The following is a 13,353-nucleotide window of genomic DNA, read 5'->3' as shown; positions in this document are numbered from 1 at the left end:
CACAATTTGAAAACGTTCTATGGCACAATTCAAATCCAAAACATGTGATCATCTCACCTCAATTTCAGATGTAAAAATTGCTGAAAGCTATCATTGTGATGAGTGTATAAAAACTGGTGATTCTTGGTTGCATTTAAGAACTTGCCAAACTTGTGGCACAACATTGTGTTGTGATAGCTCACCAAATAAACATGCCAGTAATCATGCTATTTCTCATAATCATCCTGTTGCTAGTTCAGCTGAGCCAAATGAAAAATGGCTATGGTGCTATGACCATAAACTGATAAAGACTTATTAAGAATGAAAGATCCTCGTTTTCCAGAATTAACACACGGCCAAGTTACCAAACTTAAAGACTATGGTGTTATTGAAAATTTTATAGAACCAACAAGAGTATTTACACTTGGTGATAATCTTTATGACTTTTTCGTTATTCTGAAAGGCGCTATTAATATTAATGACCCTTATAACAATACTACTATTGTAAAACATGGTAAGTATGAATTTTCAGGAGATAGTGGAATGCTGTCTAATCGTGCTGCTCAATTTCATGCAGATACAATACCCAATACGAGCCTATTACGAATAAAACCTAATCGATTAAAAGAAGCGATATCTAAAAATAGTGATATCAGTGATGTTTTATTAAATGCCTTTCTATTACGTCAGCAGACGGTTCTATCTGAAATATCTGGTGGTTTAAAACTCGTTGGTTCTGGAAAATCTAACGCCACATATCGCATTAGAGATTTTCTAGAAAAAAATCATATTTGGCATAATTTCATTGACACAGATTCTGGAGATGAAGCCATTGAATTACTCAAGAATTTTAATTTATCTGAATCAGATTTACCCATTTTAATTAATAGTGATTCTAAAGTCTGTGTACAACCTTCGGTAGATGAACTTGCAAGATACAGTGGTGTATTGATGGATTTTGAAGATAAGGTTTTTGATGTTCTTGTTATTGGTGCTGGTCCTGCAGGTTTAGCAGCAAGTGTTTATGCAGCTTCAGAAGGTTTAGAAGTTGTCACTATTGATAGCGAAGCTCCAGGTGGACAGGCAGGAAAAAGTTCTAAAATTGAAAACTATTTAGGATTTCCAACAGGTATTTCAGGTGGAGATTTAGCAAATAGAGCTTATATACAAGCTCAAAAATTTGGATGTAATATTTCTATTCCGCATCGCGCAAAAAGCCTAGAATATAATCAAGACCATTTCACGGTTTGTGCCACTAACGATAAAGTTATAAAATCTAAATCTATAATTGTGGCGACAGGTGCAGCTTACAGGCGTTTACCAATTGATAATATTAGTGATTTTGAAGGCAGTGGTGTTTATTATTCTGCAACAGGTATGGATGTGAGTAATTGCATTGACCAAGCTGTTGTGATTGTTGGTGGTGGAAATTCTGCAGGACAAGCCGCCATGTTTTTATCTAACCATGCAAAGATGGTTTATGTAATGATTAGAGGCGATGATTTAGGTGCTAAAATGAGTGATTATTTAGTACAGCGCTTAGAAGCTTCAGAAAAAATACAAATTCTTAGAAATACTGAAATCACTGAACTTAAAGGCGATCATCATTTAGAATCAATTACTATTTCTAATAATGGAGAAAAGGAGGTTATGGAGGTTTCTAATGTATTCTCATTTATAGGTGCTCAACCTAATACAAAATGGATGGATGATGTTGTTATTACAGATGAAAGGGGATTTATATCTACTGGTGTTTCGCTAATTAAAAAAGATTTAACCACTTGTGATATCTACTCTAATCGTGAGCCTCAATCTCTAGAATCGAGCATTCCTGGGATTTTTGCAGTTGGTGATGTAAGACATGATTCTGTGAAACGTGTAGCTTCTGCCGTTGGTGAAGGCTCAGTAGTTGTAAGTATGATCCATCGTTACTTAAGTGATTTAAAATAGAGAATTCACTTTTTTGAAGTAATATTGTAGTCTAATGAGATTATGAGTATTATTTCAAAAGACATATCAAAAGCTGTTGCATTATTAAATTCTGAAGAATTAGTTGCCATACCAACCGAAACGGTTTATGGTTTAGCGGGAAATATATACAGTGAAAAAGCTATAAAATCAATTTTTGAAACTAAGCAGCGTCCATTGTTTAACCCGCTTATTGTACATATTCCTTCAGTAGAATATCTTTCAAAAATTGTAGAGTATATTCCTGAAAAAGCAAAATTATTAGCTGAGGCTTTTTGGCCAGGGCCAATAACTTTGGTTTTAAAAAAGAAGAATTCAATTCCAGATATAATTACTGCTGACAAAGACACTGTAGCTGTTCGTATACCCAATCATTCTTTAACATTAGAACTCTTAAATAATTTATCCTTTCCATTAGCTGCACCAAGTGCAAATCCATTTAGCAGTATTAGTCCAACCACTGCTCAGCATGTAGAAAACTATTTTAAAGATAATATTAAAATGGTTTTAGATGGTGGTGCATGTAAAAGCGGAATAGAATCTACCATTATAGGTTTTGAAAATGAAGAACCCGTTATTTACCGTTTAGGCTCAACACCAATTGAAGCCATTGAAGATGTCGTTGGCAAAATTGAAATAAAAAACAAAAAAGAAATTTCTCCTGAAGCTCCCGGAATGCTAGAACGTCATTATGCGCCAAAGACTAAAACTATCCTAACGAGCAACCTTTCAAAATCTATTGAAGAATATAGTAATAAACGTATTGGTATTTTAGTTTTTAATGATGTTTTAAATGATGACGCAATAGAATTCAAAGTTGTATTGTCTGAAAGCAAAAATCTTGAAGAAGCTGCATTTAAATTATATGATGCCTTACATCAATTAGATAAGCAAGATTTAGATATTATTATAGCAGAAAAACTCCCTGACTATGGTTTAGGTAAGTCCATTAATGATAGATTAAAACGGGCTACTAAATAGATTTCCTCATTTTACTGTAAGTAATCAAAAAATTAGCGTCTAAATTCTAAGTTCTCTTGAATATAAAAAGCAATGATGTTCAGATTTCTTATTGTAATTATAGGAGTGTTTTCTATTGGTTTAACTTACAGTCAAACCTGTTGCTCGGGTGGTATTCCTTTATCAAATAACATTGGTCTAGAGTTTTCTGAAGACCATAGTTTAATTTTAGGTTTAAGCTACGATTTCAATAATCTAAATACTCTAAAAAATGATTCTGAAACTTTAGATGATGATTCAAGATTAAGAACTACGCATTCTGTTTTAGTTAATGCTGGTTATTCGTTTTCAAAAAAATTATCAATTGAGGGCTTATTTACTTGGGTAAATCAAAGACGTATTATATCTCAATTTGACACTGAAAACTTAGATCAAACATATGGTATTGGTGATGCCATTGTATTAGCTCGATATAAGATTATAAATAACATAGAAAAAAACTGGAGTATTAATCTCGGATTTGGAGTTAAAATTCCTGTTGGCTCATCAACCGAAACCAACGATCAAGGTATAACCTTAAATGCAGATTTACAGCCAGGAAGCAACGCTTGGGATTTAATTTATTTACTAGGAGCTTCAAAAACATTTGATTTTAGACCAACCATGACATTTTCAACCAGAGTAGTTTATAGACAACCTGGTGAAAACACTACTTATTTTGGGAACTCCACATATCAATTCGGAGATGAACTTCAAGCTTACATAAGTCTTTCTGATCAGTTTATCATTAAAAAAACATTCATAAACCCTGGCATTACCTTTAAATATAGAAATGCTACTAAAGATCGAACTCTGGGATTTGATATCCCAAATACAGGTGGAGATTGGGTATTTATAATACCAAATTTTTCGATTCAACTATTTCAAAATGCATCATTTAATGCTGCTGCTGAATTGCCTCTATATTCTAGACCAGACGGTATACAATTAACACCAACTTATAGATTAACAACAGGACTTTTGTTTAACTTATTCAATAAACCACAAGCTCTTATCATAAATTAATTGCCATGAAAAATTTACAAACTTTACTAATAACTTTATTTGTTCTAATGCTTGTTGGCTGTAGTTCTACTGACTCTCCTAATAATGACAGTGGAGGCGGTATTACAGGAGGAAATGATGATGACGGCTCTGCGCCTAGTGATCCTTGGTCGATACCTGTAGGAGAGGTTAGAGATGGTGGTCCGGGAAAAGATGGAATTCCATCCATTGATAATCCAATGTTCGATATCGCCAGTAGTGTTAATTACTTATCTGATGATGAATTGGTTGTTGGTATAAAAATAGGCGATATGGTAAAAGCATATCCACATTTCATTTTAGATTGGCACGAAATTGTTAATGATGATTTAGACGGAACCAAAACAACATTATCCTACTGCCCTCTTACAGGAACCGCATTTGCTTGGCGAAGTAGAGCAAATAATACATTTTCAACTTTTGGAGTTTCCGGTTTATTATATAACGCTAATCTAATCTTATATGATAGGGAGACTGATAGTAACTGGTCTCAAATTTTGCAAGAATGTGTCAATGGAGAACTTTTAGGAGAAACTCCTACTAAAATATCTGTTATTGAAACAAATTGGGGTACTTGGAAAAATTCATTCCCAAATTCATTAGTCCTGAATTTAGAAACCGGTTTCGACAAGCCATATGGAAGCTATCCGTATGGTCCTTATAAAACTGATCATAACTTTTTTATTTTTGTCCCAAGTCCAATAAATACAGCTTTACCAAATAAAGAACGCATATTTGCAATAATTACAGAAAATAATAGATCTAAAGTCTATAGATTTTCTAATTTTATTGGCGGCAATGCTATTAGAGATAGTTTCTTCAATACAGATTATCTTATTGTCGGTAATGAAAACATCATTGTTGCCTTTAAAATGAGTGCTGCCTTTGATAACCTTACATTTACTTATGACTTTCAAGATTCTGAAATTTTCTTTGCGGACAATGAAGGTAATAAATGGAACATGTTTGGAGAAGCCATAGAAGGTCCAAGGTTGGGGCAAAAATTAGCACCCTCAAAAAGTGTTACAAGTATGTGGTTTGCCATTGCTGCATTTTTTCCAAATCCATCAATTTACATCCCTTAAGTATTAGTTTGTATATTGAATTTCTCTTGCTAGCATAACAAGGAAAAAAAAGCTACCTCAACGCTTGGTAATCCAATAGTTTATCGTAAATTTGCAAACTCTTTTTTAAAGAGGAATGTTTAATCTTTTGCGCTGTAAAGCGCAATAATAAATCAAATTAGTGTGGATACATTAAGCTACAAAACAGTTTCTGCTAACAAAGCTACCGTCAATAAGGAGTGGGTTTTAGTAGATGCTGAAGGACAAACTTTAGGTCGCTTAGCTTCGAGAGTAGCAATACTTTTAAGAGGTAAGCACAAACCTAATTTTACGCCACACGTTGATTGCGGTGATAACGTAATTGTTGTTAATGCAGAAAAAATCAACTTAACTGGTAACAAATGGACAGATAAAAGTTATATCCGTCACACAGGTTATCCAGGTGGACAAAGAAGCCTGACTGCTACTGAAATGTTTGAGAAAGACCCAACCAGATTAGTAGAAAAGTCAGTAAAAGGAATGTTACCTAAAAACAAATTAGGTTCAGTTCTTTTCAGAAATTTAACAGTTGTTTCTGGTACAGAGCATGCTCACGAAGCGCAAAAACCAAAAGCAATACAATTAAACGAAATTAACTAATGGAAGTAATTCACAAAATTGGCCGTAGAAAGACGGCTGTTGCTCGTGTGTATGTTGCTAAAGGAAAAGGCAAGATCACGGTGAACAAAAAAGACATGGCGGAATACTTTACTACTGGAACACTTCAGTACAAAGTAAACCAACCTTTAGCCTTGACTAACAATGATGGCAACTTTGATATTACTGTTAACGTATATGGAGGTGGTATCACCGGCCAGGCAGAAGCAATACGTTTAGGACTTTCTCGTGCAATGTGCGAGTTAGACCCTGAAAACAGAGCAATATTAAAGCCAGAAGGTCTATTAACTAGAGATCCAAGAATGGTAGAGCGTAAGAAATTCGGACAGAAGAAAGCGCGTAAGAAATTCCAATTCTCAAAACGTTAATATCCAAACAATATTTAATTCAGAGTCTGTTCATTCAGATTCTGAATTATCTTATTTTATTGAAATTTAAAAGATTCTGAAACGAGTTCAGAATTAAAAGTTTAGCATCTAAATGATTGAGGCGCGCGTAAGCAACCACTCAGCCATTGCTAATTTAACAGAACGTAAACTATTACAACATGGAAAAAGTAGAAGTAAAAGAACTACTAGAAGCAGGTGTACACTTTGGTCACCTAACACGCAAGTGGAACCCAAACATGGCTCCTTACATTTATATGGAGCGTAACGGTATCCATATTATCAACCTTTACAAAACAGCAGCAAAAATTCAAGAAACTTCTGATGCATTAGCTAAAATAGCAGCATCGGGAAAGAAGATTTTATTCGTTGCTACAAAAAAACAAGCTAAAGACATTGTTGCTGAAAAGGCAGCTGCTGTAAACCAACCTTACATTACCGAACGTTGGCCAGGTGGAATGCTAACTAACTTCGTAACTATTAGAAAAGCTGTTAAGAAAATGGCCTCTATTGATAGAATGAAGAAAGACGGAACATTCAACTCTTTATCTAAGAAAGAACGTTTACAAGTTAATCGTTTACGTGCTAAGTTAGAGAAGAATTTAGGTTCTATATCTGATATGACACGTTTACCAGGTGCTTTATTTGTTGTTGATATTATGCGTGAGCACATCGCTATTAAAGAAGCACAAAAATTAAATATTCCAATCTTTGCAATGGTAGATACTAATTCTGACCCACGTGAAGTAGATTATTTAATTCCTTCAAATGACGATGCTTCTAAATCTATTGATAAGATTTTATCTATCGTAACTTCAGCAGTTGCAGATGGTTTAAACGAAAGAAAAGCAGAACGTGCTGAAAAAGACGGAAAAGCTCAAAAAACAGAAGCGAAAGCAGAAGCTAAACCAGCAGTTAAGAAGGCTGAAAAAGCTCCAGTAGCAGCTCAAGAAGAAGAATAAATAACATTTATACAATATTAAAAGTCATTTAGTTCTTTTCGTTCGAAAATTAATTGAATGACTTTTTAAATTTTAAAAACTATGGAAAATACTGTAAAAGTTACAGCAGCAGAAGTAAACAAGCTAAGACAAGCAACTGGTGCTGGTATGATGGATTGTAAAAAAGCTTTAGTTGAAGCTGGTGGTGATTTTGATAAAGCTATCGAAGTTTTACGTAAAAAAGGACAAAAAGTTGCAGAAAAAAGAGCAGATAGAGATTCTTCTGAAGGTGCTGCTGTAGCAAAAATTAATGCAGATAACACTTCTGGTGTTGCTATCGTATTAGGCTGTGAAACAGATTTTGTTGGAAAAAATGAAAACTTTGTAAAATTAGCTAATGATTTAGGCGATATTGCATTAACCTGTAATACAAAAGAAGAATTTTTAGCTGCTGATTTTGGTGGTATGACCGTTGCAGAAAAGTTAACTGAACAAACTGGTGTAATTGGAGAAAAATTAGATATAACAGCTTTTGAAAAATTAGATGCACCATACGTTGGACAATACGTTCACATTAATAAAATTGCTGCTTTAGTAGGTTTATCTGCTAAAGTTGATAATGTTGAAACTTTGGTTAAAGATGTTGCTATGCAAGTAGCTTCTATGGGAGCAACTACTTTATCTTATAAAGATTTTGATCCTGCATTTGTCGCTTCAGAAACTGAAGCCCGTATTGCTGTGATTGAAAAAGATAATATCGAATTAGGACGTTTGGGTAAGACCTTAAAAAATGTACCAAAATATATTTCTATGGCACAATTAACTCCTGAGGTTTTAACTGCCGCAGAAGATGCTGCTAAAGCAGAATTAAAAGCTGAAGGGAAGCCAGAACAAATCTGGGATAGAATCTTACCTGGTAAGATGGAACGTTTTATTTCTGATAATACGACTTTAGATCAAGAACAATGTTTATTAGATCAAAAGTTTATTAAAGATGAAAAGCAAACTGTTGCAGACTACGTTAAGTCTTATGGAGATGTTTCTGTTGTAGGATTTAAAAGAGCTATTGTAGGATAACATGCCATAACTTTATATAAACCTCCAAATGTTAATTTGGAGGTTTTTTTATTTAATAAGAGTTTGAACTAAGCAAGTATATTCCTATTTTCGTGAATCAGCTGAAACCAATGAGAAAGAATACTAATAAATCGTTTTTAGAAAAACTATGGAATCGTAAAATACCTCAGTATTTAGGGACTTATTTGGCGGTTGGTTTTGGTTTGTTTCAATTTATTCAAAGCGTTATTATACAACGTTATGGAATCAGTGATATATGGCAAGACAGGTACTTGTTCATTTGGTTAATTTTGACTCCCGCAGTTTTTGTATTGGTTTATTTTGGATATCAACCTAATGGAAAAGAGGTCTATGAAAAAAAGAAATGGCCAAGATATTTTATAATTACTAATATTATTATAGGTCTAGGTATTGGTTTGTTTTTAATAAAAGGTAAGGACAAAATAAAGGATAGAGAAACCGAACTTATCGCTTTGGTTGATGAAGAAGGTAAAGAATTTAAAGCAATAGTACCAGACTTAAAAAAAGTTAAAAGTATTGCTCTATTTCAATTTGAAAACTTAACTGACAATAGAGAACTAGACTGGATGGGCGTTGCCATGTCCACACTCCTCGATTTTAATTTGGAGCAACGTCCTGAATTTTATGTGACTTCGAGCTTTGAATTAAGCCCACATTATCAAAAATTAGGTGTACCATTATTTACAACACCAAATATTGCTGTACAACGTAATATTTCTAAACAATCTAGAAACGACTATTTTACCAAAATTACTTTTAAAAAAACCGATGGTATTTATACCTTTTCAGGTGATTTGTACCAAACTAAAAACAATAAAAGTATTTTAAAAATGAATGTATCAAATGCTGATATATTCATAGCGTTAGACGCTATACGAGACCAAATTTTCGAGGCTATTTCTACCGATTATGATGTAAAGGATAGAGATTTAGCTAATTTTGATAATAATTTCACACTTCCTGCATCTGCCTTAGTAACTTCAAATGTAAAAGCATTAGAATATTATATTAAGTCTAGTATAACGCTATTTAAAAATCCAAGTGCTTTAAATGAATTGATCGCAGAAGGTAAAAAAGCTATAGAACTAGACCCTAACTGCTCCATGTGTTATTTAACTGTTGGTGGCGCATATTTTGGACAAGGAAATCAGGCAGAATCTTTAAAGTACCTTAAAAATGCTATAAAATATGGTGCAGCTTTACCAAAGCGTATGCAATTTTATCCTAAACAAATGTTTTATAGTTTACAGAACAACAGTGATGCCTTAATTAAATTATTAGAGTTTCATAAAGACTTATATCCTTATGACTTTAATACCTATAAGCTATTGCTAACACGCTATACAATTAATGGTGGCGTTGAGCAAGCTAAAGCCTTAATGCAAAAAGCTATTGAAAAGGGTAATAGAGAGCTTGGTCTTCTAGAATTATATAAGATACAAATAAGTAATAATGATTTTGACGATGCAAAGAGCTCTTTAGATCAACTAACTAAAGAATTTCCAGAACGCGAGCAAAACCGATTACTGTATGCCGACTTGTACGAAGAACAAGGAAAAATTACAGAAGCCAAAACCATCTTACTTAAAGAAGAATCCTTAGACCCTTTTAACACTAGTATTCAAAGACGAATTGCTTATTTAGATTTTATAAATCTTAATTTTGAAGACGCTTTAAAAAGGATAGACAAAGGTTTATCAGAAGCTACATCTTTATCAGACAGCTTAAGCTATATGAGGTCTAAATATAGTTATGCACATAGCATGGGCCAAGTAAACAAGGCTTTAAGTCTTATAAAAGACTATGAAGAATTAGCGATTAAGCAGCAACCCATAATTAATGTAATGTTTTCAAATTATACAAAAAAAACATTACTTTATCAATCTACAGGGCAATTAGAAGGTGTTGAGCATGTTATCGAACAGTTAGGAACATTTATGCCTAATAGCTATGACAACTTTAGGTGCGGTATTAATCTCCAAGCCATATATTATGGTTACCCGTTAGTTGGAGATACTTCAGATTACCTTTTGTGTAAAGATTTAGTATTTAAAACTCAAGGTGAAGGATTTGTGGATTTATTTAATCTTTCTAAGGCCTATATAGAGAAAAAATACTCAAAATGTATTGAGGTTTTTGAAAACAGTAGTGCTGATTTAGAAAAACTTATAGGCTTTAAGTTTTTTATTGCTGATGTTTTTTACAAAAGTGGTAATTCAAAAAGAGCTTTAGAAATAATGAGAAATGAGATCGCTAAAAAAACTCAGGACCCATTAAATTATCTAAAACTCGCAGAAATTTTAGAAAAAGAAGATAAAACCGAATCTAGGAAATATCTAGATATAACCCTTAGGTTTTTGGCGAATGCAGATGCTAACTACATTCCACTTCAAAAAGCAAAAGCTTTAGAGAAAAGACTAGGTGCATAAACCTTTAAAGGTTTGATGTTTTTTTCACTTTTACAGATGCTAATAATTATGTAGCTTTGTTGAACTTTCAAATCAACTTATGAAATATAAAAGAATACTGCTAAAATTATCTGGAGAAGCCTTAATGGGAAATCGTCAATATGGTATAGATCCAGAACGTCTATCTGAATATGCAAAGGATATAAAAGAAATCACAGAATTAGGCGTAGAAGTTGCTATTGTAATTGGTGGTGGAAATATTTTTAGAGGTGTTGCTGGCGCTATGAATGGTATGGATCGTGTTCAAGGTGACCACATGGGAATGTTAGCTACTGTAATCAATGGTTTAGCTCTACAAAATGCATTAGAAGATGCAGATGTTAAAACACGTTTACAAACTGCAATCAAAATCAATGAAGTAGCAGAACCTTTTATAAGAAGAAAGGCATTGAGCCACCTACGAAAAGGACGTGTTGTGATTTTTGGAGGAGGAACTGGTAATCCATATTTCACTACAGATTCTGCTGCAGTGCTTCGTGCTATAGAAATTGAAGCAGATGTCATTTTAAAAGGTACTCGAGTAGATGGTATTTATACCGCTGACCCAGAAAAGGATAGTACAGCAGTGAAGTTTGACCATATTTCTTTTAAAGACGTATTACTAAAAGGTCTTAAGGTTATGGATACCACAGCTTTCACGTTGAGTCAAGAAAATGAATTACCCATTATCGTTTTTGATATGAATAAAAAAGGAAACTTACTCAAAGTAGTTTCTGGGGAAAACATAGGAACTAAAGTGAATATTTAAATTTGGCTTAAATATTGATGAAACTCAATTAAATTTTAATACAATGGACGAAATTAAATTTATTATAGATACAGCTAAAGAAGCCATGGATGCAGCTATTAAGCATTTAGAAAAACAATTAGTTAACATTAGAGCTGGTAAAGCAAGTCCTGCTATGCTAGGTAGTGTAATGGTAGATTATTATGGTTCTCAAACACCATTAAGTCAAGTAGCAAATGTAAATACGCCAGATGGAAGAACCATTTCTGTTCAACCTTGGGAAAAAAGTATGTTGCAAGAAATTGAGCGTGGTATTATGGTTGCCAACATTGGTTTTAATCCTATGAATAATGGAGAAATGATTATAATTAATGTTCCTCCATTAACCGAAGAGCGTCGTAAAGATTTAGCAAAACAGGCCAAAGCTGAAACTGAAGATGCTAAAGTTGGTGTTAGAAATGCTCGAAAGGAAGCTATGAATGATATCAAAAAAGCTGATGTTTCAGAAGACCTACAAAAAAATGCTGAAATTGACGTACAATCATTAACCGATACTTACGTTAAAAGGGTAGATGACATTCTAGATGTTAAAGAGAAAGAGATAATGACAGTCTAAGTCTTTCTCATTAATATATCATCCCAAATAAATTGGGATGTTTTTTTATAATCAAAATCTTAATTAAAAAATGCTTAAGCGACTGTTTGTTGTTTTTATTTTAATATACGCAACAAGTAGTTTTGCTCAGTCAACACCTACTCAGAAAGATTCAATAAAAACAGTTCAGGATTCTATCAAAAAAAGTGAGTACCTAAAAAATATTGGAAATGGATTTTTACCATTTAAGTATTTTGATTTGGACTTACGTTATCTTGTAAAATTTAATCAGTATGAAGGTTTAAGGACTGGTCTCGGAGGAGTCACCAATGATCGCTTCTCTGAGTGGTTTCGCATTAACTCCTATGTTGTATATGGATTTAAGGATCATCGATTTAAATATAAAATTGGTGGAGGCTTTAGGTTAAACAAATCTACTAACACTTGGCTAAATTTTGCTTATACAGATGATTTATCAGAAACTGGAAGTTCAAAGTTTTTAACAGATAAACGCTTCTTTACTTTTTTTGAACCTCGTTTATTAAATATTGATTTATTTCACAAGTACATTAGTAAATCTATTTCTCTTGAACATAGAGTAAGTAATCATCTATTATCGGAGACTGAACTCTCTTTAAACAAGATTGACCCTACATATGAATACACTTATGTTTTAGATGGTGAAAATTATAAAACGTTTGATCTAAGTACAGCAAAAATGAGCTTACAATGGAGTCCTTTCAGTACGTTTGATGTTGTAGAAGACAGAGTAGTGACAGTTGTAAATGGATATCCAAAATTTACGTTGCAGTTCACCCAAGGTTTTAAATCTGTTTTGGGAAGTGATTTCAATTTTTCAAAATTAGATTTTAGAACTGTTCAGCAATTTAACTATAAAAATGAAGCCATTAGCAACATCACATTAGTAGCTGGTGTAGTTGGCGGAGATGCACCACTCACGCACTTGTATCATGCATATCCTAATAATATTAATAAAGAAACTATTTTACAACGTTTTTCTGTTGCTGGTTTAAACAGTTTTGAGACCATGTACTTTAATGAATTTTTCAGTGATAAGTTTACAACCTTACAATTAAAACATTATTTCCCAATTTTTAAAATTTCAGACCGTTTCAGACCACAATTGGTCCTAATTTCTAGATATGCTGTTGGAGATATGAATAGCATTGATAGACATCAAGACATTTCATTTGGAACACTTAATCACGTCTACTCAGAATCTGGTTTCGAAATTAACAAACTACTTTTTGGTTTTGGGCTAAGCTTTGCCTATCGTTATGGTGGATATCATCTACCCAATTTCGAAGATAATATTGCATTTAAGTTTACCTTCAATCTTTCACTTTAAACTAAATTATATTCCTGTTAATTATCTAACAAATCCTTAGGTTTTTTCTACCTTTGCC

13 protein-coding genes are annotated in these 13,353 nt (G+C 33.1%); all 13 read left to right on the top strand.

Annotated elements, in window-relative coordinates:
- Positions 1 to 19 precede the first annotated feature (19 nt).
- The 13 genes from Q0822_RS07410 (at position 20) to Q0822_RS07350 (ending at position 13,295) form a co-directional block, all read left to right on the top strand.
- Positions 20 to 298, top strand: coding sequence for a UBP-type zinc finger domain-containing protein (locus Q0822_RS07410; protein ID WP_299122067.1), 279 nt, complete (start codon positions 20 to 22; stop codon positions 296 to 298).
- Positions 299 to 300: 2 nt separating this feature from the next.
- Positions 301 to 1,929: an FAD-dependent oxidoreductase gene (locus Q0822_RS07405; protein ID WP_299122063.1), complete on the top strand. Its 1,629-nt coding sequence runs from the start codon at positions 301 to 303 to the stop codon at positions 1,927 to 1,929.
- A 42-nt stretch (positions 1,930 to 1,971) separates the two neighbouring features.
- A complete protein-coding gene (locus Q0822_RS07400) occupies positions 1,972 to 2,928 on the top strand; it encodes an L-threonylcarbamoyladenylate synthase (RefSeq protein ID WP_299122056.1) in 957 nt (318 codons plus the stop codon).
- Positions 2,929 to 3,000: 72 nt separating this feature from the next.
- A complete protein-coding gene (locus Q0822_RS07395; protein WP_299122053.1) occupies positions 3,001 to 3,972 on the top strand; it encodes a transporter in 972 nt (323 codons plus the stop codon).
- A 5-nt stretch (positions 3,973 to 3,977) separates the two neighbouring features.
- On the top strand, positions 3,978 to 5,075 hold the full coding sequence (locus Q0822_RS07390) for a DUF3179 domain-containing protein (RefSeq protein WP_299122050.1): 1,098 nt from the start codon (positions 3,978 to 3,980) through the stop codon (positions 5,073 to 5,075).
- A gap of 162 nt (positions 5,076 to 5,237) precedes the next feature.
- Positions 5,238 to 5,693 (top strand): 50S ribosomal protein L13, encoded by a 456-nt coding sequence (gene rplM, locus Q0822_RS07385; protein WP_299122046.1) that lies wholly within the window; start codon positions 5,238 to 5,240, stop codon positions 5,691 to 5,693.
- Entirely contained in the window at positions 5,693 to 6,079 is a 387-nt protein-coding gene (gene rpsI / locus Q0822_RS07380) for a 30S ribosomal protein S9 (protein WP_299122041.1), read from the top strand. The genes rplM and rpsI overlap by 1 nt, the downstream gene beginning before the upstream one ends.
- A gap of 179 nt (positions 6,080 to 6,258) precedes the next feature.
- Complete coding sequence (rpsB, locus tag Q0822_RS07375; protein WP_299122036.1) at positions 6,259 to 7,059, top strand: 30S ribosomal protein S2; 801 nt, start codon at positions 6,259 to 6,261, stop codon at positions 7,057 to 7,059.
- A gap of 81 nt (positions 7,060 to 7,140) precedes the next feature.
- A complete protein-coding gene (gene tsf / locus Q0822_RS07370) occupies positions 7,141 to 8,115 on the top strand; it encodes a translation elongation factor Ts (protein ID WP_299122032.1) in 975 nt (324 codons plus the stop codon).
- Positions 8,116 to 8,225: 110 nt separating this feature from the next.
- Entirely contained in the window at positions 8,226 to 10,565 is a 2,340-nt protein-coding gene (locus Q0822_RS07365) for a tetratricopeptide repeat protein (protein WP_299122027.1), read from the top strand.
- A 79-nt stretch (positions 10,566 to 10,644) separates the two neighbouring features.
- Positions 10,645 to 11,352, top strand: a complete 708-nt coding sequence (gene pyrH, locus Q0822_RS07360; protein WP_299122022.1) for a UMP kinase — start codon at positions 10,645 to 10,647, stop codon at positions 11,350 to 11,352.
- Positions 11,353 to 11,395: 43 nt separating this feature from the next.
- Positions 11,396 to 11,947: a ribosome recycling factor gene (frr, locus tag Q0822_RS07355; RefSeq protein WP_299122018.1), complete on the top strand. Its 552-nt coding sequence runs from the start codon at positions 11,396 to 11,398 to the stop codon at positions 11,945 to 11,947.
- Positions 11,948 to 12,017: 70 nt separating this feature from the next.
- A complete protein-coding gene (locus tag Q0822_RS07350; RefSeq protein WP_299122013.1) occupies positions 12,018 to 13,295 on the top strand; it encodes a DUF5686 family protein in 1,278 nt (425 codons plus the stop codon).
- Positions 13,296 to 13,353 lie beyond the last annotated feature (58 nt).

The organism is uncultured Winogradskyella sp. (assembly GCF_947496485.1).
Lineage (GTDB): Bacteria > Bacteroidota > Bacteroidia > Flavobacteriales > Flavobacteriaceae > Winogradskyella.
The sequence above is the reverse complement of the archived record's forward strand: the minus strand, read 5'-3'. Positions and strand labels throughout refer to the sequence as shown.

What these genes read in the sequence shown, in the direction of transcription:
- Q0822_RS07410 (WP_299122067.1), top strand. Translation starts at nt 20, where the DNA reads ATGGCACAATTCAAATCCAAAACATGTGATCATCTCACCTCAATTTCA.
- Q0822_RS07405 (WP_299122063.1), top strand. Translation starts at nt 301, where the DNA reads ATGAAAGATCCTCGTTTTCCAGAATTAACACACGGCCAAGTTACCAAA.
- Q0822_RS07400 (WP_299122056.1), top strand. Translation starts at nt 1,972, where the DNA reads ATGAGTATTATTTCAAAAGACATATCAAAAGCTGTTGCATTATTAAAT.
- Q0822_RS07395 (WP_299122053.1), top strand. Translation starts at nt 3,001, where the DNA reads ATGATGTTCAGATTTCTTATTGTAATTATAGGAGTGTTTTCTATTGGT.
- Q0822_RS07390 (WP_299122050.1), top strand. Translation starts at nt 3,978, where the DNA reads ATGAAAAATTTACAAACTTTACTAATAACTTTATTTGTTCTAATGCTT.
- rpsI (WP_299122041.1), top strand. Translation starts at nt 5,693, where the DNA reads ATGGAAGTAATTCACAAAATTGGCCGTAGAAAGACGGCTGTTGCTCGT.
- rpsB (WP_299122036.1), top strand. Translation starts at nt 6,259, where the DNA reads ATGGAAAAAGTAGAAGTAAAAGAACTACTAGAAGCAGGTGTACACTTT.
- tsf (WP_299122032.1), top strand. Translation starts at nt 7,141, where the DNA reads ATGGAAAATACTGTAAAAGTTACAGCAGCAGAAGTAAACAAGCTAAGA.
- Q0822_RS07365 (WP_299122027.1), top strand. Translation starts at nt 8,226, where the DNA reads ATGAGAAAGAATACTAATAAATCGTTTTTAGAAAAACTATGGAATCGT.
- pyrH (WP_299122022.1), top strand. Translation starts at nt 10,645, where the DNA reads ATGAAATATAAAAGAATACTGCTAAAATTATCTGGAGAAGCCTTAATG.
- frr (WP_299122018.1), top strand. Translation starts at nt 11,396, where the DNA reads ATGGACGAAATTAAATTTATTATAGATACAGCTAAAGAAGCCATGGAT.
- Q0822_RS07350 (WP_299122013.1), top strand. Translation starts at nt 12,018, where the DNA reads ATGCTTAAGCGACTGTTTGTTGTTTTTATTTTAATATACGCAACAAGT.